Source organism: Pseudoalteromonas fuliginea, assembly GCF_000690055.1.
GTDB classification, from domain to species: Bacteria; Pseudomonadota; Gammaproteobacteria; order Enterobacterales; family Alteromonadaceae; genus Pseudoalteromonas; species Pseudoalteromonas fuliginea.
On record NZ_JJNZ01000008.1, the window covers coordinates 35,276 to 58,717 of the forward strand.

Genomic DNA, 23,442 nt, shown 5'->3' on the forward strand with positions numbered 1-23,442 from the left:
TTTGAACACTATTTATGAGTAATTTAGCTTCCTTGAATAATCTTTGTTTAAATTTAATTAGCCTCATTAAAGCATAAAAAAAGGGGCTAAACAGCCCCTCTTTTATATTATCCAGTAAATATCTGGATGAAGTATTAGCAATTACGCGTCAGTTGGCGCGTCAGCTGCAGGTGCTGCTGATTCCATTGCTTCTTTAATACTTAGACGTACACGGCCTTGGCGATCTACTTCTAGTACTTTAACTTTAACTTCTTGACCTTCAGAAAGGTGATCAGCCACGTTATTAACGCGCTCAGTACTAATTTGAGAAATATGTACTAGACCATCTTTACCAGGAAGAATGTTTACAAACGCACCGAAGTCTACGATACGTACAACTTTACCTTCGTAGATAGTACCTACTTCAAGTTCAGCTGTTAATTGCTCAATACGGCTAATCGCATTAGCTGCACTTTCGCCATCTGTAGCGGCAATTTTAATTGTACCGTCGTCACCGATTTCAATCGTTGTGCCAGTTTCTTCAGTAAGCTGACGAATAGTTGCGCCACCTTTACCAATAACTTCAGCGATTTTCTTCTGTGGGATTTTCATTGTGTATATGCGAGGAGCAAACATTGATAGCTCTTCAGAAGGAGCAGAAATCGCTTCATCCATCACTTCTAAGATATGTAAACGTGCAGCTTTTGCTTGTTTAAGCGCAATTTGCATGATTTCTTGAGTGATACCTTCGATTTTGATATCCATTTGAAGTGCAGTAATACCCGCAGCAGTACCGGCAACTTTAAAGTCCATGTCACCTAAGTGATCTTCATCACCTAAAATGTCAGAAAGAACAACGAATTTATCGTCTTCTTTAACTAGACCCATCGCAATACCGGCAACAGATGCTTTAATTGGTACACCCGCGTTCATAAGTGCTAGAGAAGTACCACAAACAGACGCCATTGAAGAAGAACCGTTTGATTCAGTGATTTCAGATACTACACGGATTGAGTAAGGGAACTCAGTAAGTGTAGGCATTACAGCTGAAATACCACGCTTAGCAAGGTTACCATGGCCGATTTCACGACGCTTAGGAGAACCAACAAAACCAGTTTCACCTACACAAAATGGAGGGAAGTTATAGTTAAGCATAAAGTGGTTTTTATGAGTACCCGTTAAATCGTCGATTAACTGTGAATCACGTTCTGTACCAAGTGTCGCTGTTACTAACGCCTGAGTTTCGCCACGAGTAAAGATAGCAGAACCGTGAGTACGCGGTAATACGCCTGTCATTACGTCTAGTGCACGAATCATATCTGGTTCACGACCATCGATACGTTTTTCGCCAGCAGCGATACGGCCACGAACGATTTTCTTCTCAAGTGAACCGAAGATTTTGCCAATTTCTTGCTTGTCTAAAGACTCGCCTTCAGCAAGTTCAGCTGTTAATACTGCAACAACTTCATCCTTCGCTTCGCCAAGTGCTTCTTTACGCGCTACTTTATCAGTGATTAAGTAAGCTGCGCCTACCTTATCAGCAGCGATAGTTGCTACTTTATCTTCAAGTGCAACATTTTTCTCAGGTGCAGTCCAATCCCAAGTAGGCTTGCCTGCTTGCGCTTTAAATTCTTCGATTGCAGTGATGATCGCTTGAGATTGCTCATGACCATATACAACAGCACCAAGCATTACGTCTTCAGCAAGTACGTTAGCTTCTGACTCAACCATAAGTACCGCTTTATCAGTACCGGCTACCACTAAATCAAGTTGGCTTTCTTCAAGCTCTTTTAATGTAGGGTTAAGTACATATTCGCCGTTGATGTAACCAACGCGAGCTGCACCAATTGGGCCACTGAACGGGATACCAGAGATAGCAAGTGCTGCTGAAGTACCAATCATCGCAACCATATCTGGTTGGATTTCAGGGTTAACAGAAACAACAGTTGCAATAACTTGTACTTCGTTTACAAAACCGCTTGGGAAAAGTGGACGAATTGGACGGTCAATAAGACGTGCAATAAGTGTTTCGCCATCGTTAGGACGACCTTCACGCTTTAAGAAACCACCTGGGATACGACCAGCAGCGTACATACGCTCTTGGTAGTTTACCGTTAATGGGAAAAAGTCTTGACCTGGTTGTGCTTCACGCTTACCTACAACAGTTACTAAAACTGAAGTATCGCCAATGCTTACTAGTACTGCGCCGTCTGCTTGACGAGCGATTGCACCAGTTTCTAGTGTAACTGTGTGTTGACCTAGTTGAAATTCTTTAATAATTGCTTGCACTTAAAATATTCCTTAAATGTATTCTAATAAGTTGTCATCAAAGTACCAATTACAGTACATAATTGTATTCAGTTGGAAATCAATTAAGTACTACAATTGGCAATGATGTGGATAAGCGTAGATAAACCTTTTTATCTACGCGCATAGTATATACCAAAGCTACTTCAAAATGCGAGTCTAGGGTGTGTTGTTCTTTGCGGATTGAAATTTGTTCAATCTAACTACTCGATTTCAGCTGGGCTTATTTTAGCGGTTAAATACAATAGCTCTTGGTAAGCTATGAAATGGGGGTTTTATATTGCAATTCAATAGGTTTAAGAATTTTCTTAATTTAAAAACACAAATTTCAGGCACAAAAAAAGGAGCTAAAAAGCTCCTTTTTCTATAATCTAGTTCTTAGCGACGTAGGCCAAGTTCTTTGATTAGTGCAGTATAACTAGTGATATCTTTACCTTTAAGGTAATCAAGTAGTTTACGGCGAGTGCTTACTTTACGAAGCAGACCACGACGTGAGTGGAAGTCATGCTTGTGATCAGCAAAGTGACCTTGAAGCTTGTTGATATCATAAGTAAGTAATGCTACTTGTACTTCTGATGAACCTGTATCGCCTTCTGCACGTGCAAATTTAGCAATGATATCGATTTTTTCTTGATTGCTTAGTGACATAGTAACTCCAAAAATTAAATTTAAAAGGTGTCTTAGCCGATCACTAATTCAGCCAAAACGATTAAGCGGGCGTATTCTACCAACTGTGGGAATAACTACAAGTTAATTATCCCCATCTACAACTAATAAGCCACTACTGGGCACATTAGTTGCTTATTCCGGCTTTACGTAATCATCTTGCTGGCTAGCAAGACCACGTTTAACCTTTAAATGTCCATTTGAGTTGCGCTCACCAGTACCAATAAATATATTATCCGCAACAACTTTAATTGCACCATCAGGTAAAGCGATTGGTAATTCTACAGCTTGCCCGTGACTAAAAATTCCCCCTTGTTCTTTTGTGATTTCAACAACGGGTAAATCAGTTAAAGCAGTGTCTATAGGTAATAACAACGAGTCTAAATAAGTCGAAGGCGCAAGCTCTTCTTCTTTCGCTTTAGCAAGTAATGCTTCAATTTCATCAAGCGATACCATTTTATCTGCCGGATACTGACCAACAGCGGTTCTGTGGAGCATAATAACGTGTGCACCGCAGCCTAGGTTTTCGCCTAAATCGTCAACGATTGTACGAATGTACGTCCCTTTAGATACATGAGCCGTCATTTGTAATACGTTGCTTTGTTCATCAAATTCGTCAAACGATAAGCTAAACACGTTTATTTTTCTGCATTTGCGAGGTACTTCAATACCTTCGCGAGCGTACTTATATAACGGTCTACCTTGATACTTAAGTGCCGAGTACATTGACGGATATTGATCAGACTCACCAACAAAAGCAGCAATTTCTTTTGTTAGCTGTTCACGCGTTACGTTCACATCTTTAGTGCTAACAATTTCGCCATCAGAATCTGATGTTGTTGTACGCTCACCCAGTTGTGCACGAACGATATAGGTTTTATCTGTATCGAGTAAAAACTGCGTAAACTTAGTCGCTTCACCAAAACAAATTGGCAGCATACCTGTAGCAAGTGGATCTAAAGCACCTGTGTGCCCAGCTTTTTGCGCAAAATAAACACCTTTTGCTTGCTGCAGAGCTTTATTTGATGAAATGCCTTGCGGTTTGTTTAACAACAAAATACCGTCAACTGCACGGCCTTTACTGCGCTTTGCCATCTGTATCAGTGCCTTCTTCGCTATCTGTATCGTCTACGTGCTCAGTACTTTCTTCGCTATCTAAAACTTCATCAGCATCAACACTTTCTACGTCTTCATCAACATGCTTTGCGTTATCTTCGCGGATAATAGAATCCACTAAATTAGAAATACGCATACCTTCCATTAATGAGTTATCAACAACAAACTTTAACTCAGGCATTATACGTGCACGAATACGCTTACCAAGTAACGAGCGAATATAACCCGTTGCTTCATTTAGTACTTTTGCGCTTTGCTTTGCTGCATCTTCATCTTGTGTGTTAAACACAGTAATGAAAATTTTGGCATAAGATAAATCGCGCGATACTTCTACCGCTGACACTGTCACCATACCTAAGCGTGGATCTTTAATTTCGCGTTGTAAAATTACAGCAATTTCTTTTTGGATTTGCTGTGCAACACGATCAGTGCGAGAAAATTCTCTCATTATACTTGTCCTAAAATAATAACTTATTGAAATTAAATAATAAGTTAACTAAATAATGGATATGCAAATGGGGGCTAAGCCCCCATTTAAAATCTTAGCGTAGAGCGTGTAGAACGCCCGGGCGTTAACCTTAAGCGTTCAATACACCCTAGTAACAATTATAGAGTACGTTGTACTTCAACTGTTTCAAATACTTCGATTTGGTCACCAACACGTACGTCATTGTAGTTCTTAACGCCGATACCACATTCCATGCCGTTACGAACATCAGCAACATCGTCTTTAAAGCGACGAAGTGACTCAAGCTCACCTTCATAGATAACCACGTTTTCACGTAGTACACGGATTGGAGCGCTACGTTTGATAACACCTTCAGTAACCATACAACCAGCAATTGCGCCAATTTTTGGAGACTTAAATACGTCACGAACTTGAGCAAGACCAATGATTTCTTGTTTAAACTCTGGCGCTAGCATACCTGACATGGCTTGCTTAACTTCTTCGATTAAGGCATAAATTACGCTGTAATAACGAAGGTCTAAGTTTTCAGTATCAATCACTTTACGAGCAGAAGCATCAGCACGAACGTTAAAGCCAACTACAATTGCGTTAGACGCTGCAGCTAGGGTTGCATCAGTCTCAGTAATACCACCAACACCTGAACCAACAATCTTCACTTTTACTTCATCAGTAGAAAGCTTAGTTAGTGAATCAGAGATTGCTTCGATAGAACCTTGAACGTCTGCTTTAAGTACCACGTTAACTTCAGAAACATCGCCTTCAGTCATGTTAGTAAACATGTTTTCAAGCTTAGCTTTTTGCTGACGTGCTAGCTTAACATCGCGGAACTTACCTTGACGGTATAAAGCAACTTCACGCGCTTTACGCTCATCTTTAACAACAGTCGCTTCGTCGCCCGCAGCTGGAATACCAGAAAGACCTAAAATCTCAACTGGAATAGATGGACCAGCAGATTTAATGTCTTTACCGTTTTCATCGCGCATTGCACGAACACGGCCATACTCAAGACCACATAATACAATGTCACCTTGGTTAAGCGTACCAGATTGAACAAGTACTGATGCTACTGGACCACGGCCTTTATCAAGACGAGATTCAATAACAACACCTGCAGCCATACCTTCAGTAGGTGCAGTTAATTCTAAAAGCTCAGATTGCATAAGCACAGCTTCAAGAAGGTCGTCAATACCTAAACCAGTTTTAGCTGAGATATGAACATACTGCGTATCGCCGCCCCACTCTTCTGGAATAACGTCAAGTACAGCTAGTTCGTTTTTAACGCGATCTGGATCTGCGCCTTCTTTATCCATTTTGTTTACAGCAATGATTAAAGGAACGCCAGCTGCACGTGCGTGCTGTACCGCTTCTTTAGTCTGTGGCATAACGCCATCATCTGCTGCAACCACTAGGATTACGATATCTGTCGCTTTAGCACCACGAGCACGCATTGATGTAAATGCCGCATGTCCTGGTGTATCTAGGAACGTGATCATATTGCCGTTTACATCAACATGGTATGCACCAATATGCTGTGTAATACCACCGGCTTCGCCTGAAGCAACTTTTGCAGAGCGAATATAATCAAGAGTCGATGTTTTACCGTGGTCAACGTGACCCATAACAGTTACTACTGGAGCACGTGGCTCTGACTTACCATCTTCATGGCGGTCATTAAGTACTGTTTGCTCTAATTCGTTTTCTTTAACAATGATAACCTTGTGACCCATTTCTTCTGCAACTAATTGTGCAGCTTCTTGGTCAATCACTTGGTTAATGGTAACCATGTCACCCATTTTCATCATTGTTTTTACAACTTCAGCGCCTTTAACAGCCATGCGTGATGCAAGCTCAGCTACTGTAATTGTTTCGCTAATACGCACTTCATTTTTAACATCAACAGTTGGTTTTTGGAAACCATGCTGCAGCGATGCTGGTGCTTTTAACTTAGACTTGTTACGGCCTCTTGACGCTGCAAATTTATCTTTTGCTGGCGCTTTTTTCTTTTTCTTAGCACGGCGTGTACCTTGCTCATCACGAGCATCGGCAACATCTTCTGCTTCACGTGCGTAAGTAGAAGTCGTAAGATGGTGATCCGCTGTTTCTTCGCGTTTCTTACGCTCTTCTTCTTCTTTCTTCCAGCGTGCCGAGTTTTCTTCAGCTAGCTTTCTTGCTTCTTCTGCTTGACGTTTCGCTTCTTCTTCAGCTTTCTTCAATGCGGCCTCTTCTGCTTCTTTTTGCAGACGCTCAGCTTCTATGCGATCTTTCTCAGACTTAGCACTTTGCTCTGGGGTCATCTGCTTTTGTTTCGCTTTACGCTCTGCATCTGCTTTGCGTTTAGCTTCTTCTTTGGCTTTACGGTCAGCGTCTTCTTTCGCTTTGCGCTCTGCCTCTTGTTTCGCTTTTAATTCTGCGGCTTCTTGCTCAGCTTTTTGCTGCTCTTCAAGACGTACTTTTTCTTCAGCGGCTAGGCGTGCTTGCTCTTGCTCTTGTTCCATTGCGCTTTTTTTCACGTACGTACGTGTTTTGCGAACTTCAACTTGAACAGCTTTAGCTTTACCCGTAGAGCCAGTCACACTTAATGTGCTTTTGCTCTTACGTTGTAAAGTCATACGCGCTGGACCATCTGAACCTGTACCGCCATGATGCTTGCTTAAATGATCAAGTAACGTTGCTTTTTCAGCTTCTGTTACATTATCAGTTGCTTGCTTAGTGATACCTGCTTGTGAAAACTGCTGTAGCAATTTATCAACAGTTGTACCTATATCGCCGGCTAGTTTTTCAACATTTACTTCTGCCATAGTGTGTAATACCTCCGTTAATAAATTACTCGTCTGCAAACCAACAAATGTTTCGTGCAGCCATAATTAGTTCACCCGCTTTTTCAGATGAAAGTTCTGTAATATCAACTAATTCGTCAATACCTTGCTCTGCCAAGTCTTCAAGTGTAACAACACCCTTGCTTGCCATAACAAATGCTAAGTGACGCTCTAAGCCTTCAAGCGCAAGTAAGTCTTCAGCCGGCTCTGCGCCTTCTAAGCTTTCTTCCGTTTTAAGTGCTTTAGTTGTTAATGCATCTTTTGCACGTGAGCGCAGCAGATCAACTGTTTCTTCGTCTAAGCCATCAATTTCTAAAAATTCAGATGCTGGTACGTACGCTACTTCTTCAAGTGTCGAGAAACCTTCATTTATAAGTAATGATGCAAACTCATCATCAATTTCTAAATTTTCAGTGAATAAGTTAAGCAACTTATCTGATTCAGCTTCATTTTTAGTACGCATGTCTTCAACAGTCATTACGTTTAGTTCCCAACCTGTTAGTTGGCTTGCTAAACGAACATTTTGACCATTACGACCAATCGCTTGTGCTAGGTTATCTGCATCAACTGCAATATCCATTGAGTGAGTGTCTTCATCCATTACGATTGAAGCAACTTCTGCAGGTGACATTGCATTAATAACAAACTGCGCTGGATTATCGTCATAAAGAACGATATCAACACGCTCGCCGCCAAGTTCTGACGATACAGCCTGAACACGTGCGCCACGCATACCGACACATGCACCAATTGGGTCAATGCGTTTGTCGTTAGATTTAACTGCAATTTTAGCGCGAGAACCTGGATCACGCGCAGCTGCACGTAACTCAATCATTTCTTCGCCAATTTCTGGCACCTCAATGCGGAATAGCTCCATTAGCATTTCAGGCTTAGAACGCGTTACAAATAATTGTGCGCCGCGAGCTTCAGGCTTAACTTCGTATAAAAGGCCACGGATACGGTCACCCGGGCGGAAGTTTTCACGTGGAAGCATATCATCACGGTAGATAACAGCTTCAGCGTTATTGCCTAAATCAAGAACGATAGAATCACGTGTTGCTTTTTTAACAACACCGGTTACTAACTCACCAACTTGATCTTTGTATGCATCGACTACTAAAGCACGCTCAGCTTCACGTACTTTTTGTACGATTACTTGCTTAGCCATTTGCGTAGTTATACGGTCAAATTTAATTGAATCTATTTGCTCTTCAACGTAATCGCCCATCTGCAAATCAGGTTCTTCAACCTGCGCAGCTTCTAACGTAATTTCGCTGTATGGGTTCTCTAAAGAACCATCTTCTAATACTGCTGCAATCTGCCAACGACGGAACGTATCGTAATCGCCGGTCTTACGGTCAATTGCTACACGTACTTCAATTTCGCCATCATGCTTTTTCTTTGTCGCTGTCGCTAATGCGAACTCTAAAGCTTCAAAAATCTTTTCTTTTGGAACCGCTTTCTCATTGGAAACGGCTTCAGCAACCAATAATATCTCTTTTGCCATGGGTAATGCCTCGCTTGCCCTATTCCTTCGCACTCGAATTTAAAACTTAGCGATTAAATTCGCACGTTCGATGTTACTAAGCATGATTAGATGCTCTGCACCATCACTAGATAGTGTGATCATATCGCTGCTAACTGCTACTAAGTCGCCCTTAAAATTACGGCGACCATCCTGTGGAAGTTTGGTACGCACGCGTACTTCCTCTCCTTGCGCCTGCTCGTAATGATCTTGTTTGAATAATAGACGATCAACACCAGGAGACGATACTTCCAAATCATATTCATTTGTAATTGGGTCTTCGACGTCTAAAATCGCACTAATTTGGCGACTTGCATCCGCACAGTTATCAACTGAGATCCCATCCTCATGAGCAATATACACTCTTAAGGTAGAATGGCGACCCGCTTGTACAAACTCAAGACCATGTAATTCAAAGCCTAACATTTCTACCGCTGGCGATAACATGGTTACTAAATCTTGTTCAAGTTTTGTCACGAAAATCCTCCATACAAACAAAAAAAGGGCTTATAGCCCTAAAATACTGAGTTTAAGTTTTGATTTGATGACAAAAGCCATAAATCGAAAGGTGCAGATACAACAACGCCCCGAACCAAGCGGGGCGTCACACCAATAAAGCATAAAACTGTGTGGCCGAGGGCCGAGCTTGGTTGCGAGTCAGTAACTGACCAAATTAAACTACATTAGCCTAAACGCAAAACGCGCATTACTTAGAATGCGCGATATAAATTAATAAGCTTACACTTATTAGTAGAATTGGTTGCGGGAGCCGGATTTGAACCGACGACCTTCGGGTTATGAGCCCGACGAGCTACCAGACTGCTCCATCCCGCGCCAATAGATATTAAACCTTAATTTAATATCGCTGTTAGCGGTTATACAACACACTAAACAATGGCGGCTATTATAAGGATGTGCGGGATAATTAGCAACCATAATAACTAATAAGTTTATAAAATTTGCAATTCGTCAAGTTGTTAATTTAATGTATTACAAATTAACATTTGTTGTAATAACCTTTAGGGCCTCATTATCTTGCGAGCCTAAATTTAAAGCACCCGTTTAGCTTCTACGCAAGGCTGTGTCGATCATGTGTGGTTATTCCTCACAAATAAGCGATAGCACAGCATAAATGCCAAACATACGCTGTCCTTAGGTAAAACAGATTTAATCCTCAAAGATCAACAACCCCAATCGTAGCATTGAAGTAAATATTAAACAGCCATCCCAATGAATAGATAATCAATCTCATTAACAAAAACAAAATAAATAAAATCAGTAACTTATTAATTAAACCCTCTATTTAAGCCAATAAACCCGTGCGGTTTCAACTTCTCTAGCTATAATAAAAGCAACGAAAGCAATAACAATCACAATCACACTTAATGCAAAGAGGCATTTAATGAACACAAACCAATCAGTATTATTAAAAAGCCTACAGATTGTTAAGCCGAATTTCCATGCTTTTACAGCACGCTTTCATCGTAAATTAGCAGAATCAGGTATTGTAATGAATTACCCAACTGCAAATCAATTCAACGAAAAAAGTTATACGTTTTACTGCGTGCTAGAGCGCATAATTAAACATTTAGATAATCCATCTTCTGTCACTCCTTTTTTAACACATTATTTAGAACACCTAAATAAACGTAATATTCAGCAAACTGATATTAAAATATTGTGTGATATTTTTTACGCTACTTTAGAAGCTCATCTTGGTCAGCATTTTTGCTTACAAAGCCAAACCGCATGGCAAGAATTTCTAACCTTTTTTGAAAACTGCACTAACAGTTCACTTTTCAATATAAGTAACGTTATTTCACTTCAACAACGAATAAGCAAAACAAAAAATAATACCAATTAGAACCTGTATTTATTGCCCATTCTTTTATAACAAATGCGCTTATATATAAGTAGGTATTGAAATACATATAAGCTAAGCATAACAACACTCAAGTTTATAATGAGCCGGTTAAGCTTCATTAAGTAGTAAAAAACAGCCCCTTATAAAACTAGCAAAGCTCAATACCTTTTTAGAATTAGCTCATCGAGCATTAAAAACACCAGCTATTGTAAAACTCCACGCATAATTAAGCGGTACTACAACACCTTTAAAAGATCGTTTTACGACACTTTGGCGTACTAAACATATTTGGTTCTAAGTATGAAACACTATAAAACACTCAGGCTTATTTTGGGCGACCAACTAAACCCATCGCATTCTTGGTTTAAACAAAAAGATAATGAAACCCTTTATATTATTGCTGAACTTGCACAAGAAACTCATTATGTTAAACACCATATCCAAAAATTATGTGCTTTTTTCCATGCTATGGAAAACTTTGCTTCAGCGTTAAGCCATGCTGGTTTTAATGTATTGCATTTAACCTTAGATGAGACTTGTAACGACAACAATTTACCCGATTTGCTTAACCGTATTGCAAAACAATATCAGTGCTCGGCAATAGAGTATCAATACCCTGATGAATTTAGACTTCACTCGCAATTAGAACAATTTAAAAAAACGCATATGCTAAGTGTGAGGGCTGTGGATAGCGAACATTTTTTGTTCCCCTTTTCACAAATTAAAAAACGCTTTGTAAAAAATAAACATGTAACGATGGAGCATTTTTATCGCGATATGCGCAAGCAGTTTGATATTTTAATGGACTCCGGTAAGCCTGAAGGAGGTAAATGGAATTTTGATAGTAACAACAGAAATAAATTTTCTAAGAACGACATACACGACATCCCCTCTCCAAAGCTATTTACTAATGATGTAAAGTCAATTATATCTCGCTTAAACAAACATAAAGTCGCTTATTTTGGCAGTATAGATAATCAACTCACTTGGCCAACAACGCGAAAGCAAGCAATTAGTAGCCTTGATTACTTTTGTGAATATTTGCTCGTTAATTTTGGCAAATTTCAAGATGCTATGACTGACCAGAGTAAGCATAATACTAGCCTTTACCATAGCCGTTTATCATTTGCTTTAAATACAAAAATACTACACCCGCTTTATGTAATTAAACGCGTAATTACTGAATATAAACAAAGACCCAGCGAAATATCCATTTCACAAGTCGAAGGTTTTATAAGGCAAATACTGGGTTGGAGAGAATACGTACGCGCCATCTATTGGGTTAACATGCCCGACTACGCAACTAAAAATCAACTACAAGCCAATAATAAGATGCCATCCTATTTTTGGACTGGCTCTACTAAAATGAATTGTTTAAGCCACGCACTTACACAAAGTTTAGAAACCTCATACGCGCATCATATTCAGCGCTTAATGGTTATTGGAAACTTTTGTATGCTCACGGGAATTAATCCTGATGACGTAGATAATTGGTATTTAGGTGTCTATATAGATGCAATCGAGTGGGTAGAAATGCCTAATACTCGAGGAATGAGCCAATTTTCCGATGATGGCATTATTGCTACAAAACCCTACGCAGCAAGCGGAAACTATATTAATAAAATGAGCGATTATTGCAAGCGTTGCCAATACGATGTTAAACAAAAAGTGGGAGAAAAAGCATGCCCCCTTAATAGTCTGTACTGGAACTTTATGCACACCCACCGCAGTAAATTAGAGAAAAACCCGCGTATAGGCATGGTTTATAAAAACTGGGACCGACAAACCGAAGAGCAAAAAACGGTGCTATTAAAACAAGCTGCTGCGCATTTAATTGATTTAGAAAGTTTGTGATATATAAAACAGGTAAACTTGTTAATTAAATGTTTAATTCTTCTGTCATTGTAATGTAATAGCGCTATCTTTTAATAGCGTTAATTTTTAAATACAGCAATGAGATAAAAATGAAAAAAATATTAACGTCGGCAATTATATTACTTACAAGTATCAACCAAGCACACGCATTTAGCCAAGAAACCCATAAGCGGATTGTTATTGACGCTGTAAGTTATATGGAGCAAAACCCACAATCAACGCAATATGCAGCACTGTCGCAATATGCTTTACAAAATAAAATGTCAGTCTCACAACTGGCTGAGCTACTAGGGCAAGCAGCCTATGATGTTGATGATTTTGAAGATACTTTTTTATGTGGTGCCATTACAGGCTCTTGTGTCCAAGCTCCTCTTTGGGGCGCGGCTGAAAGCATTGTAAAATATACTAGCTATTGGCACTTTCAAAACCATACGCAAGGCGCTGATCAGCATGGTAATGATTTTGGCGGCTATAACTACGACAAACTCACTGTATGGGGCACCATTGATAGCTTAGCTGCGGCTTGGTTAAAAGGAGACTATTTAGATGATGGAAAGGGAAGAGAAACGGGCTGGTTTAATGCTGACTCTTCAAAATATAATAGTTATGACATTACCGAAGCTCATTACCGAATTGATAGTCAATCAAACTATAGTATGTATAATGATTTTGAAAAAATCCCTTTTCAACCAATCGATAACTTAGGCCAATACTGGTTTCAAAGCTATTTAGACAGTGGTAATCCACAGGTACTGGGCTTTGTATTTCATACAACTGATTTACTTCAGCCGCATCACACATGGACAACTTCAGATTTAAATCACTCTAGCTGGGAAGGCTGGATAAAGGATTATTATGATCAAGAACAACTCAATGATCCTAGCTTAATACGTCAAGCAATAAATACCTTTTCACCGTTAGATAAAGCCTCAACGGATGTACGTCCATTGCTAACCCAAGGCGGCTCTTTTTCGTACGCTCAAGGAGGTATTGTGCTTAATTCGGAAGATCATTACGACCGTGTTGATACCGCAAAACAAGTTATCCCTCATGCTATTGCAATGGTTGTACATTTATTAAATCATGCCATGGTTGCCCGCTAATGAGGTATTTAGTCTACCTATGTGTAGTAATGTTTGGGCTGCTTTACAGCAGCCAAGCATTTACGAGTGTTGAAAAGTACACACCCGCTGAAATACAGTTGATGCATCAAATATATCAACAGCAAAATAGTGACATTAGTCTTTCGCAAACACGCTATCGTTTATACGAGAACCAATTTTTACTAAGTGAAGCAAAACGCCTAATGCCCAACAAGGTAGCGCGTTTGTCTGATGTCGGTTTTACCACCGGTTACCATGTAGAGCGCTACCTAAATAACCTTTTTATAAATCAACTACATTTGCCACCGAGCATCGAAGCTTCTAATAATGTTAAACATTTTACGGCCAGCTGGCTTACGAACACATTAGGTGAATATCCTGCGAATGGACAATATTCTGAAACGCAAAAAAACACATTAAATTTAGTAAAACTTGAAAATTTTGCGTTTCCTGCAATGTCTGTTTATGACTTCATTAAACCACTTTCTATGCAAATACGGTTTAGATTGCATCAAGGCGATAACCAGTTATTTCATACAGAAATAGCTAAAAAGCATCAATATTTTATAAATTTAGAAAAAGCGACCAACGCGTTTAAAGCAAAAGATATCAACATTGATAATTTAATAAGCATTGCTCAAGGTGACATCTTACGCCCTTCGATTCAAAGCTGGCTTGGCGTAAAAGACATGATGCATGGACAAAGCCCGATACTCGAACAATTAGAAAAACAAGTTTCCGAACAACAAATAAATCAGTATTACCAAAAGAATAAAAGTCGCTTCAAATATTTATACCAAATAACAGCCCAAGGTGCTGAATTTAAAAACAGAAATGACGCGGTTAAATTTAAAAATGAGGTAGCAAAGAGTACTTTCAAAGTTGCTTTAAAAGCGGCTAATATGAATGATATTTATAGTAAATTTAATAATAATATCAATCGAGAGCATAAAAAGGAGTGGGTAGTACAACTTGCATTTACTCAAAATGAGAATGAGCTTTCTGAAGTCATTCGTTCGCCAACGGGATTATGGGTTGTGGTGTTAACTAGTGACTATGAATATAAATATTTTGCAGCAACGGGCCAAACAGTTCGCTATCAAGCGATTAAGTCTGTGGCGTTACAAAATGCGCATCAGCAATACCAGCAAAAGTGGGCTGCGTGGCACACACAAAATGAGATTAAGTTATGAAAATAAAGCTCTCGGCACTCATTATAATGTCTTTAGGCATCACCCTCATATACTACTTATCTGGCTCCACCGAGCAGAAAAAATGGCACTAGCGACTAAACAACCAACAGATGAGCGTCCTACAATAAAGCAAACAGTACACACCGTAAAAAAATTGAAGATGTACATTCTTCAAATATTAAAAAAAGTACCTTGAATGAGTATGCTCAACTGGCAATTACCGAACCGAATTACTTACCCCCACTAAATAAAAGTAAACTAAGCAGTGTTCAATACAAAGGGGATTTAGACGACCATAAAGCCTACGAACAATTTCAACAAGAGAAGCGGCGCGCACTAGAAAGTAGCTTTGTAAGTGCTGTTAATAGCAAAGTAGCAACGCTAGAAAACTTACTTGCTAAAGGGCGTAAACAAGGAATGAAGCAAGAGCAGCTTCAAGAAGCGATTGATAAAATTGCTCTGCTGAAAAAAACACAAAAGCACTTAATTAGCCTGAACTCTGGATAATAAATCTATCTCAAGCAGCTATTTTCAGCGCTAACTACGTTGAATTTACTGGCAATAGGCTAGCTATTGACGCGTAAATTCGCCTTGTTTTCACTGAAAATCGTTGGCTAGAGAAAATAAATTTAAATATCACGATTATTCAATACGTTAGTAAATATCCTGACCAGAGTTCAGGTTAATTAGCCAAGATTAAGAGAACGTTCTAGATTCAAGACCATTTAAAACTCTATTGCATAAAAAAGCCGCCTCAAGCGAGACGGCTAAACAATCAGGGGAAACTAAGGTTAAACAGGGTTTATTTGTCTTCGATTAAATGACCTTGCCCTATCTGGATTTTACGAGGTTTAAGTGCTTCTGGGATTTCACGCTGAAGCTCTATGCTCAATAAGCCGTTAGCTAAATCTGCACCAAGTACTTTTACATGGTCGCCAAGCTGAAATTTACGCTCAAAGTTACGCTCCGCTATACCTTGATGAATAAACTTACGTTCATTATTCTCATCTTTATTAGCCTTAGTACCGGCGACTTTCAACGTGTTGTTTTCTGACTCAATGGTCAACTCGTTATCACTAAAACCAGCAACGGCCATAGTAATTCTGTATTTGTCTTTATCGAGCGCTTCAATGTTATAAGGAGGAAAACTTGGCTGCTTGTCTGTACTTGCTGCCGCATCCATAAGTGATGCTAAATGTTCGAAGCCGATAAATGAACGATAAAGTGGTGATAAATCTACTGTACGCATAATAATATCCTCATATTTAAGCGATATTTTGCATGTGCTTTTCTATTGAACAAGCTCAAGCAAAGTATAATTAATAATATAAATTTCAATTGTTTAAGTTTAATTTAGGACCCATCAGGCGTCCTACTTAACTATATATGGACGGTAAAATTGTTTTCAAGTAAATTTATTAAAAAATAAAATATAAATTTAAGCGCGCTATTAAACACGCCTAAATTTATGCATAACAACTTAAGAAAATGTTCCTCTAATAGGGTAATCATTTTCGCGTGTATATTGAATACCTGAAAGTAACTGCTGCATATCAGGGCGTGAAAACGGGCTGTTTGATTTATCTAAAACTTGCACTTGATTTTGCTCGTTTAGGACAATAATTGCAGGCTCTGCAAACGGATGATCTGTCTCAGTGTTACTTCTTGGCTCACTGATATACAAACCTAATTCAGTCATTTGCTCAAGCGTTAAATTATAATAAAGAGGAAAATTAACGTCTAGCTTTTCAAAGTGCGCTTCCAACTGAGCATGGCTATCACCACTTACAGCAACAACTTCAACACCAATATCTTTAAAATCTTGAGTCATTTTAGCCAAAGCATTTAATTGCTTCGTACACATAGGGCAATGCTGACCTCGATAAACAACTATCATTTTCCATGGAGCATCTGTTATACGCTGCGTAATATCAACCTGTTCTCGCTCTGTATTACTTACAATCAGCTCAGAGAGTTTTGATGCGGGTTTTACTGTGTTATTACTCATAATGTTCTCCTTAAGAAATGTTATAAACCATTTACCAAATAGAGCTTAGGGCAGATAACTAATTTTCAAGAGGATAAATTGTAACCAAGATTGAATTATCGACTCTAATAACATCAATACATACATAATCTATTTAAATAAACTTAGCTAAACGCATTATAAAAATACCTCTGAAGCTTTGCAGCTAATTCAAAACATTTTCTGCATCGTGTAATTAATTATGCTTATGGCACGCTTTATAAAGCTTCAAATATAGCCATTAATGGTAAAGCTAAAAGAAAGGTTGGTATTAGACCCAAAGGTCGTTTTATTGGTAAGCAGATTTATTTTTGGTAACAAATTTATGACGATTTTTAATGCGCAATATGTCATTTTATTTTGTACGCTAAAATTAACGATTGAAATTTGGGTAAACTGTAACTTTATGTCAGCTTATTCGGATTAATTGGGCTACAGCTAATCAAGTGAAGTATATGCCGGCATAAAGTTACAAACAAAGCTTTATAAAGTTAGATTCCTGAAAGCACAATCGACTGGTACGGACTGCGCTATGCACCATGAGAGGACGTTGGCAATGTTAATTGCTTGTTAGAGTAAATTTACTTTATATATAAATTATGCTTGACCAAAATATCTCTAATTGAATCAGGCTCTGTGAGTGTTTTTTGATATATCCATTTATAAAAATACTTTGAATTTGTAGAAATGATTTTATGTGCTTCTTCTTCACCTAAAATTTCTGTAAGAGCATCATACTCTAATAAACAAACAGCTAAATGTAAGTACGTTGAAAGTTCACTTCTTGCACCTTCAGGCCCTTTTTTTGGTGCATCAGGGTATTTTATTTTTAGGTCATTTATGACATTTTGGACTTCTGTTTTTCGAGAATCTTCAAACCAATGTATCTGCTCGTGCAAATATTGTGATAAGAATGCACCATCGTTTTTAGGCATACTAACTGTCAAGGTAAGCTTAGGGTGACTATGCGGTCTTTTAGCAAACTCATCTATTACAACACTGTCTGTAAATTGCCATTTTCCAAGGTCATAAGTCTTTTCTACTCTTTTTAATTGAGAATATTTAAGTTGCTCTTTTTCGGATTTGTTTCTAATTCGACATTGAGATCGGCAAAAGCGTCAAATGATAAAATAGCAACAAATAATAATGAATATTTCAACTGAACTCTCCTAGTACCCTAACATTTTAGTATTTATGCGACGAACAAACTAAACAGCCACTTTAATTTAACAAACAAACTAACAAAAATATGCCACTAAATTTATTTTTAGGTTCAGAGTCTGTTTCTTTTTGTACAGGGTTAATTCCCCCGACACATTTATAAATAAAATGTTCGTCTCACACGCTTTGGCAATTCAGCGACTACTGATAAAAGCATGTGCATAGCCCAGTAAAATAATCTTTAGCATTACCGTGGGCGGATACGCAGCAGCGCCCGTTTTGTCATTGTTATACAACGCGTCAAATCCCGATAAATCGAGTTTATTCTCGACGATATAACAAAGGGCATATTCAAATGTGCCAGGCAAAATTTGCTCAGCGAAATTGATAGGAATGAATTTGTTTTGACAGGATAAGTCAGGCTTGACTTATAACCTAAAAAAAGTGCCACAACAGTTTACCATGGGTGAATAATGCCTATTAGATCACAGCGAACAGAGGGATTAAAGGTTAAAAAACATTCAATTAAAAATAGTGGTATACGTTCCTCAAAAGAGTAACTCTACCACGTCCGATGCAGTAACTTGTTATGTGTTTTTTCAACTAGATAGTCAAGAAATAGCCTTATAATTGGATTTTTATATATACCTTGTTTATATACAGCATAAACGCTACCACTAGACTGCTCATTAAGAAGCGGCTCCCAATCTCGTAAGCAAACCACAAGCTGCCCACTTTTCACATAGTCAGATAGTACCCAGTTTGAAAGCTGAACGACACCAAGACCACACAAGGCTGCCTCTAATAATGGTGTGCCGCCTTTTGATCTAAGATTACCACTAACTAAGACCTTAGTATTACGACGATTTTTTTTAAAATGCCAGTAAGTTCTTTGCCTCTCTTGATTAAGTAATAAGCAATTATGTAATGACAAATCTTCAGGTTTTTCAATATTGTCATTTTTTGACAAGTAATCTGGTGACGCACAAACAAAGGTGTGATTTGGGATAATGTTACAAAATTTTAAACTCGAATCTTTCGGTGTTCCTATACGAATTGCCAAATCAATATTTTCCCCTGCTAGATCAACCACCTTATTCTCTAGCTCAATTTCAATTGCTATCTTTGGGTATTTTTTCAAGAATTCAGGGATTATGGGACAAACACTTAACCGACCAAAACTCTCAAACACTGAAACTCTCAAATTTCCTTCAGGCTCTTTATGACTGTCAGTCATAGACATAAGTATAGAATCACAATTAGAGACCAGATTAGAGGCTCCCTCTAAAAAAATATAGCCCTTATCTGTCAGTAATAATTGGCGTGTGCTACGTTTAAATAGCTCGGATTTCAGCTCATATTCAAGATTATCAATGGCACGAGTAACTGATGACGGAGCCATATTTAATACTTTGGCAGCTTTAGAAAAGCTACCCAACTCAACGACCTTTAAAAATATACGAACAGACTTTAACATAATAACCTTTGCGTTTTATGCAAGATTGTTTGGCTTGTAGCATATATTCTAATCATTATTTGATAGGCATACAATGTATCGCGTCACTCATTTACACAAGCGAGAAAAAATATGCCGAGAGTACCTTTTGAAAATATACCCGAGAATTTAATGAACTGCATGATGCAAACAGAGAAATACATCAAGAGCTTAAACATTATTGATGAGTCTTTTATGGAGGTGTTGAGATACAGGGTCTCAGTGATAAACCAGTGCGCTTACTGCATTGAAATGCACTTTAAAGAAGCTATTGCTGCGGGTGAAAGTGAATTGCGTATTTACTCATCGTCGGCATGGAAAGAAACGAACTTTTATAACGAATCAGAGCAAGCATTACTGGAATGGACTGAGTCTGTCACAAAGCTCAATGACTCTACAGACCAAAGGCAACAATCGTTTACTAACTTGAAAAAATATTTCAGCCAAGATGATATTTCAAATTTAACCTTATCAATCGTACAAATTAATTCTTGGAATCGTTTGGCAAAACCTTTTGGCTTTGAGGCCGGAAATTATCAAGTTGGACAACATTAGTAGATTCACTATTCGGCGTCATTAATCGCTGCCGGACAAATAACACTTTAGTATTTATGCAACACGCAGTTTGTGTTGCATAATCGCTTGTTGGGCTGAGGCGCTACCTGCTCGGTGTGTCAGAGTAGGATCTCCGCGTAGCGGCTTAGTTCACAACTCTCTTGAATGACAGGGGTAATCGCTCTAAATCGACCATTAATTACTATACAAAGACACTGATTGTATTGAATGCTAACTTGCTACGCTTAATTGCTTTTACAGTATGTTATTTAAGTAGAACTTGCTGAGTTTATTTTAAAGTGTGTGATGGCATGGGTAATGAAATAAAAAATAAATTTTTATTAATGTGCTTTAGGTTAAATTATATTGGAGGTTTAACACCCAATGTTGTTCGAAGTATAAGTTGACATAACCACATTCGATTTCATTAAGCTACAACGGGACAAGTGAAGTGTAAGTTGGCATAAAATTGAAGCTTATAATGGCATAAAGTTACCAAATACAGGCTTTAAAAAGCCGAACTCATAAGAATACTTACTAGTTTTTTGTTAGCTGCTATGTACATATTGCGAACCTTGAGACTTCCGGTATAACTCAGGTAGAATATATTGCTTAGCCACCACTAACTGGCTTTATTATAGAGAAACCAGTCATCTAAACGTTTCATATAATTTCCCCCCTAATGAGTATACAGACTCGATAAAATCAACGTCTTCAACAAAATTAAAGTATCTTGTTATGTCGTTTTTATTGATGTATTTAACAATTATGGGTTGAAGAGAAGTCGGTAAATTTGATTTTCGACTTTTATTTGCTATGTCTATATGTTTAAAAATACGTAGTAATCCCTCGGTTAAGTTTTTTCTTTCCGAAGCAGATTGAACGCTCAATTTATAGCTAGAGTACTCTTTCGCAATTCTTTCTATAAGTAATTTTGCATCAGGAACGTGCATTGTGAAAGTTTTTCGAATGCGATTTCCTATTGCTTTGTGAAAGGAGCTTCTCGCCAAAAACCTAATTTTTTCTAATTTATCAAAGTTGCTTTGGTCAGTTCCATTTCTATACGCTTTTTTTCTAATTAGTATTGCCAAAAATTCAAATATAATCTCGCTGTCAGAGTCTTCAACAGACTTATACACAACGCCCGAGCTGGCAAGAAAGTGAGTAAATCCTGCATCTAAAAACTTAGTTGAAAACCTATAAAAGCCGCTGTATGCACTTTTTTTGTATTCTTTGTCAAATATAAAATCAAAAAAAGTCTGATAACCGAAAGGATATCGTTTGAATAAGTATTTGCTTAACAAGAATAGAAAAGAGTCATGAACCTCAAAATATTCTGATTCGCTAACGCGAAGGTATTCAGTTAGCTTGAGTATCGAATACGGTATTAATTGCTTTGCTTCAGATTCATGCAAATCATCAAGAAACACTTCTACTGTAGATAACAGAAACTTTTTGCTTTCATTTTTAGTCAAGAGCTTAAAAATGGCACCAATATAAAGAGTAATTTGTTCAATTAAGTTGCTATCGTAGCCGCTGTTAGCTGTAGACGCCAAACATCTATATAATGCATATGTTAACAAATTTTCATGATAAACGCCTTCATTCAAAAGCCGAGAGCCTTTAGACAACCCATTACTTAATACTTTGTAGGTTGCATTCAAAAACTCTAAACCATAGTCTCTTCCACTATAATTTAGAAGAAAAATAGCTCCTTCCAAACTACCATAACCCTTGCACAACTGCTCAATATGCAAAGGTGTGCCACTTCTAAAGGAATAGTATTGATATATGATCTTAAAATGGCTTTCTAGTGAGCTGTTTGTGCCAAAGTGCTCACTGAATTTCTCGATATCAAAACTTTCTTCTATTGCTCTCACCGCGAAAAAATAAGCCCATAGTAAAGGAATATTTATTTTGTAAACCGGTGCCGCATTAGATTCAGAAACTAATATGAGCCTAGTGTTAATTAGCTGGTTAATCGAAGTTTCACGTGCAGCTTTTTCTGCGTTTAAACTTCCTAAAAAATCAAGGGTTAAATGAAAACCCTCACGCTCTTCGCTGAAAAATTCTAACTGTTTTATGGAAGATAGTATTTTTCCACGGTCAGCGGAATTCAGGTTGAGTCTGTCAAAAATGTAATGAACTAAGAGTTTAAATATATCATTCACTTCATTAAAAGAAGCTAAAAGATCGGCGTTTTCGGCCATTACGCCTATTAATGCAGGCGGGTAAAAATCAAGTTGCTCTAATTCAATATTTCTTTCCTTAAAAGTGTCGCACCAAAGCCTTTGAGAAACATTGAATTGAATATTAATCAAATCCAAATCATACCAATTAGCTAAGTAGGCTTTCTCGTCATTTTGCGACCCTGAATCAAACTGGTTTTTAAATTGAAATGAACTAAGTTTTGAGTATAAAGGGTTGCATATAATATTTACATGATCAGAACTCGTAATCACCCACCTTACATTTTTGTGTTTTGTTGAGCTATCCATCGTTTCGATTATCTTTCTCAACGATATTCCAACTTCCTCAATTAACTCTTCAATTGTATCTATGATTAAAAGTGTATTAGTTTCTTCCACAATTTCAGGAATCTGAGAAAAATCACCATTGAGTACCTGATTTATTCGAACTCGTTTTACTTCTAACTCCTCATCAACACTTGTACCTTCCCTATATGCACTCAATAGGTTTACGACTTTTAGACCTGCTATGTTCGAAAAAGATTTTTCGAGGCTTGATTTCCCAGAACCTAAAGTACCGTGAAAAAGTAAACTGTTGCAGGGTAAAATATTTTGGATTCGATTGTATTCTTGCCTCGTTAGAAATCGATCTTGAAACAATTGATAGGCAACTTTCTTATACTCTGAAATGGTTGAGTCATAAAGGCAACGCTTATATTCAGGAAAATTCCTACCTTCACCAATATCATCCAGCCTCTTTTTAGCTTTGCCCAAAATTTCTTCTAAAATTTTTTGCCAGCTAGGCGAATCTATGAGTTTTTTCGATAATTGAGGAACAACTTCGTAGTACATAGGTTATCCTTGCTATAATCGTCCACTAGATAACTGTTTTGCAGCTTTGTCAAAAAGAGTTGCTACCATGTCTAAAACTGCCGATGCTGCTAGCATTGTAACAATTATCGGCTCTTTCAATTCGTCCGAGGAGTTAATAACCCAACTGATGGCGAAGAATAGTATAAAAATATTAATTGCAATACGTACCCATGGGTACAACTTTAAATATAATGCCGCTAATTCAATCTTTGTTGATTCATTCATTTTAT

The 23,442-nt window shown here is 38.0% G+C and carries 19 protein-coding genes, 1 tRNA gene and 1 pseudogene; 6 read left to right on the forward strand and 15 right to left on the reverse strand.

Features of this window, described 5'->3' with window-relative positions; translation table 11 throughout:
- Positions 1-141 precede the first annotated feature (141 nt).
- The 8 genes from pnp to DC53_RS17660 all read right to left on the reverse strand — a co-directional run bounded on the left by pnp (position 142) and on the right by DC53_RS17660 (position 9,712).
- On the reverse strand, positions 142-2,268 hold the full coding sequence (gene pnp / locus DC53_RS17695) for a polyribonucleotide nucleotidyltransferase (RefSeq protein ID WP_008134625.1): 2,127 nt from the start codon (positions 2,266-2,268) through the stop codon (positions 142-144).
- Positions 2,269-2,664: 396 nt separating this feature from the next.
- Entirely contained in the window at positions 2,665-2,934 is a 270-nt protein-coding gene (gene rpsO, locus DC53_RS17690) for a 30S ribosomal protein S15 (protein ID WP_002958490.1), read from the reverse strand.
- A 153-nt stretch (positions 2,935-3,087) separates the two neighbouring features.
- Positions 3,088-4,047 carry a tRNA pseudouridine(55) synthase TruB gene (gene truB, locus DC53_RS17685; RefSeq protein WP_033028531.1) on the reverse strand — a complete coding sequence of 320 codons (960 nt, stop codon included), beginning with the start codon at positions 4,045-4,047 and terminating at the stop codon, positions 3,088-3,090.
- The gene (gene rbfA / locus DC53_RS17680; protein ID WP_007378502.1) at positions 4,031-4,516 is read right to left on the reverse strand and encodes a 30S ribosome-binding factor RbfA; all 486 of its coding nucleotides are present in this window, start codon (positions 4,514-4,516) and stop codon (positions 4,031-4,033) included. Before rbfA ends, truB begins: the two co-directional genes overlap by 17 nt.
- A 158-nt stretch (positions 4,517-4,674) precedes the next feature.
- The gene (gene infB / locus DC53_RS17675; RefSeq protein ID WP_007378503.1) at positions 4,675-7,335 is read right to left on the reverse strand and encodes a translation initiation factor IF-2; all 2,661 of its coding nucleotides are present in this window, start codon (positions 7,333-7,335) and stop codon (positions 4,675-4,677) included.
- A 25-nt stretch (positions 7,336-7,360) separates the two neighbouring features.
- On the reverse strand, positions 7,361-8,860 hold the full coding sequence (nusA, locus tag DC53_RS17670; RefSeq protein WP_007378504.1) for a transcription termination factor NusA: 1,500 nt from the start codon (positions 8,858-8,860) through the stop codon (positions 7,361-7,363).
- A 39-nt stretch (positions 8,861-8,899) separates the two neighbouring features.
- Positions 8,900-9,355, reverse strand: a complete 456-nt coding sequence (gene rimP / locus DC53_RS17665) for a ribosome maturation factor RimP (RefSeq protein WP_007378505.1) — start codon at positions 9,353-9,355, stop codon at positions 8,900-8,902.
- Between the two features lie 280 nt (positions 9,356-9,635).
- Positions 9,636-9,712, reverse strand: a tRNA-Met gene (locus tag DC53_RS17660).
- A gap of 568 nt (positions 9,713-10,280) precedes the next feature.
- Between DC53_RS17660 and DC53_RS17655 the strand changes: the two genes are divergently transcribed.
- The 5 genes from DC53_RS17655 to DC53_RS17630 all read left to right on the forward strand — a co-directional run bounded on the left by DC53_RS17655 (position 10,281) and on the right by DC53_RS17630 (position 15,420).
- Positions 10,281-10,742, forward strand: coding sequence for a globin (locus DC53_RS17655; RefSeq protein ID WP_007378506.1), 462 nt, complete (start codon positions 10,281-10,283; stop codon positions 10,740-10,742).
- Between the two features lie 300 nt (positions 10,743-11,042).
- Positions 11,043-12,596 (forward strand): cryptochrome/photolyase family protein, encoded by a 1,554-nt coding sequence (locus tag DC53_RS17650; protein ID WP_033028532.1) that lies wholly within the window; start codon positions 11,043-11,045, stop codon positions 12,594-12,596.
- Positions 12,597-12,706: 110 nt separating this feature from the next.
- Entirely contained in the window at positions 12,707-13,720 is a 1,014-nt protein-coding gene (locus tag DC53_RS17645; protein ID WP_007378508.1) for a phospholipase C/P1 nuclease family protein, read from the forward strand.
- A gap of 29 nt (positions 13,721-13,749) precedes the next feature.
- Positions 13,750-14,913 carry a peptidylprolyl isomerase gene (locus DC53_RS17640; RefSeq protein WP_007378509.1) on the forward strand — a complete coding sequence of 388 codons (1,164 nt, stop codon included), beginning with the start codon at positions 13,750-13,752 and terminating at the stop codon, positions 14,911-14,913.
- Positions 14,914-15,105: 192 nt separating this feature from the next.
- On the forward strand, positions 15,106-15,420 hold the full coding sequence (locus DC53_RS17630) for a hypothetical protein (RefSeq protein WP_239462854.1): 315 nt from the start codon (positions 15,106-15,108) through the stop codon (positions 15,418-15,420).
- 295 nt (positions 15,421-15,715) lie between these two features.
- Here DC53_RS17630 and DC53_RS17625 read toward each other — a convergent pair whose 3' ends face one another.
- The 5 genes and pseudogenes from DC53_RS17625 to DC53_RS17605 all read right to left on the reverse strand — a co-directional run bounded on the left by DC53_RS17625 (position 15,716) and on the right by DC53_RS17605 (position 19,577).
- Positions 15,716-16,162, reverse strand: coding sequence for an Hsp20 family protein (locus DC53_RS17625; protein WP_007378511.1), 447 nt, complete (start codon positions 16,160-16,162; stop codon positions 15,716-15,718).
- Positions 16,163-16,393: 231 nt separating this feature from the next.
- Positions 16,394-16,921, reverse strand: a complete 528-nt coding sequence (locus tag DC53_RS17620; RefSeq protein WP_033028534.1) for a redoxin domain-containing protein — start codon at positions 16,919-16,921, stop codon at positions 16,394-16,396.
- Positions 16,922-17,520: 599 nt separating this feature from the next.
- Positions 17,521-17,874, reverse strand: coding sequence for a hypothetical protein (locus tag DC53_RS17610; protein WP_033028536.1), 354 nt, complete (start codon positions 17,872-17,874; stop codon positions 17,521-17,523).
- Between the two features lie 423 nt (positions 17,875-18,297).
- Positions 18,298-18,495, reverse strand: a pseudogene (locus DC53_RS22935) (transposase); the annotation flags it as partial.
- Positions 18,496-18,662: 167 nt separating this feature from the next.
- Positions 18,663-19,577 carry a LysR family transcriptional regulator gene (locus DC53_RS17605; RefSeq protein ID WP_033028537.1) on the reverse strand — a complete coding sequence of 305 codons (915 nt, stop codon included), beginning with the start codon at positions 19,575-19,577 and terminating at the stop codon, positions 18,663-18,665.
- 111 nt (positions 19,578-19,688) lie between these two features.
- Here DC53_RS17605 and DC53_RS17600 point away from each other — a divergent pair, with 111 nt between their 5' ends.
- Positions 19,689-20,150 carry a carboxymuconolactone decarboxylase family protein gene (locus tag DC53_RS17600; protein WP_045984446.1) on the forward strand — a complete coding sequence of 154 codons (462 nt, stop codon included), beginning with the start codon at positions 19,689-19,691 and terminating at the stop codon, positions 20,148-20,150.
- Positions 20,151-20,800: 650 nt separating this feature from the next.
- On the opposite strand, the gene DC53_RS17595 is transcribed toward DC53_RS17600, so the two are convergent.
- A complete protein-coding gene (locus DC53_RS17595) occupies positions 20,801-23,191 on the reverse strand; it encodes a P-loop NTPase family protein (protein ID WP_033028538.1) in 2,391 nt (796 codons plus the stop codon).
- 12 nt (positions 23,192-23,203) lie between these two features.
- Positions 23,204-23,437, reverse strand: coding sequence for a hypothetical protein (locus DC53_RS17590; RefSeq protein ID WP_033028539.1), 234 nt, complete (start codon positions 23,435-23,437; stop codon positions 23,204-23,206).
- Between the last annotated feature and the right edge of the window lie 5 nt (positions 23,438-23,442).

Bases quoted from the DNA above. Each gene is read 5' to 3' on its own strand.
- rpsO (WP_002958490.1), bottom strand. From the start codon at position 2,934: ATGTCACTAAGCAATCAAGAAAAAATCGATATCATTGCTAAATTTGCA.
- truB (WP_033028531.1), bottom strand. From the start codon at position 4,047: ATGGCAAAGCGCAGTAAAGGCCGTGCAGTTGACGGTATTTTGTTGTTA.
- rbfA (WP_007378502.1), bottom strand. From the start codon at position 4,516: ATGAGAGAATTTTCTCGCACTGATCGTGTTGCACAGCAAATCCAAAAA.
- infB (WP_007378503.1), bottom strand. From the start codon at position 7,335: ATGGCAGAAGTAAATGTTGAAAAACTAGCCGGCGATATAGGTACAACT.
- nusA (WP_007378504.1), bottom strand. From the start codon at position 8,860: ATGGCAAAAGAGATATTATTGGTTGCTGAAGCCGTTTCCAATGAGAAA.
- DC53_RS17655 (WP_007378506.1), top strand. From the start codon at position 10,281: ATGAACACAAACCAATCAGTATTATTAAAAAGCCTACAGATTGTTAAG.
- DC53_RS17650 (WP_033028532.1), top strand. From the start codon at position 11,043: ATGAAACACTATAAAACACTCAGGCTTATTTTGGGCGACCAACTAAAC.
- DC53_RS17645 (WP_007378508.1), top strand. From the start codon at position 12,707: ATGAAAAAAATATTAACGTCGGCAATTATATTACTTACAAGTATCAAC.
- DC53_RS17640 (WP_007378509.1), top strand. From the start codon at position 13,750: ATGTTTGGGCTGCTTTACAGCAGCCAAGCATTTACGAGTGTTGAAAAG.
- DC53_RS17625 (WP_007378511.1), bottom strand. From the start codon at position 16,162: ATGCGTACAGTAGATTTATCACCACTTTATCGTTCATTTATCGGCTTC.
- DC53_RS17620 (WP_033028534.1), bottom strand. From the start codon at position 16,921: ATGAGTAATAACACAGTAAAACCCGCATCAAAACTCTCTGAGCTGATT.
- DC53_RS17610 (WP_033028536.1), bottom strand. From the start codon at position 17,874: ATGCCTAAAAACGATGGTGCATTCTTATCACAATATTTGCACGAGCAG.
- DC53_RS17605 (WP_033028537.1), bottom strand. From the start codon at position 19,577: ATGTTAAAGTCTGTTCGTATATTTTTAAAGGTCGTTGAGTTGGGTAGC.
- DC53_RS17600 (WP_045984446.1), top strand. From the start codon at position 19,689: ATGCCGAGAGTACCTTTTGAAAATATACCCGAGAATTTAATGAACTGC.
- DC53_RS17595 (WP_033028538.1), bottom strand. From the start codon at position 23,191: ATGTACTACGAAGTTGTTCCTCAATTATCGAAAAAACTCATAGATTCG.
- DC53_RS17590 (WP_033028539.1), bottom strand. From the start codon at position 23,437: ATGAATGAATCAACAAAGATTGAATTAGCGGCATTATATTTAAAGTTG.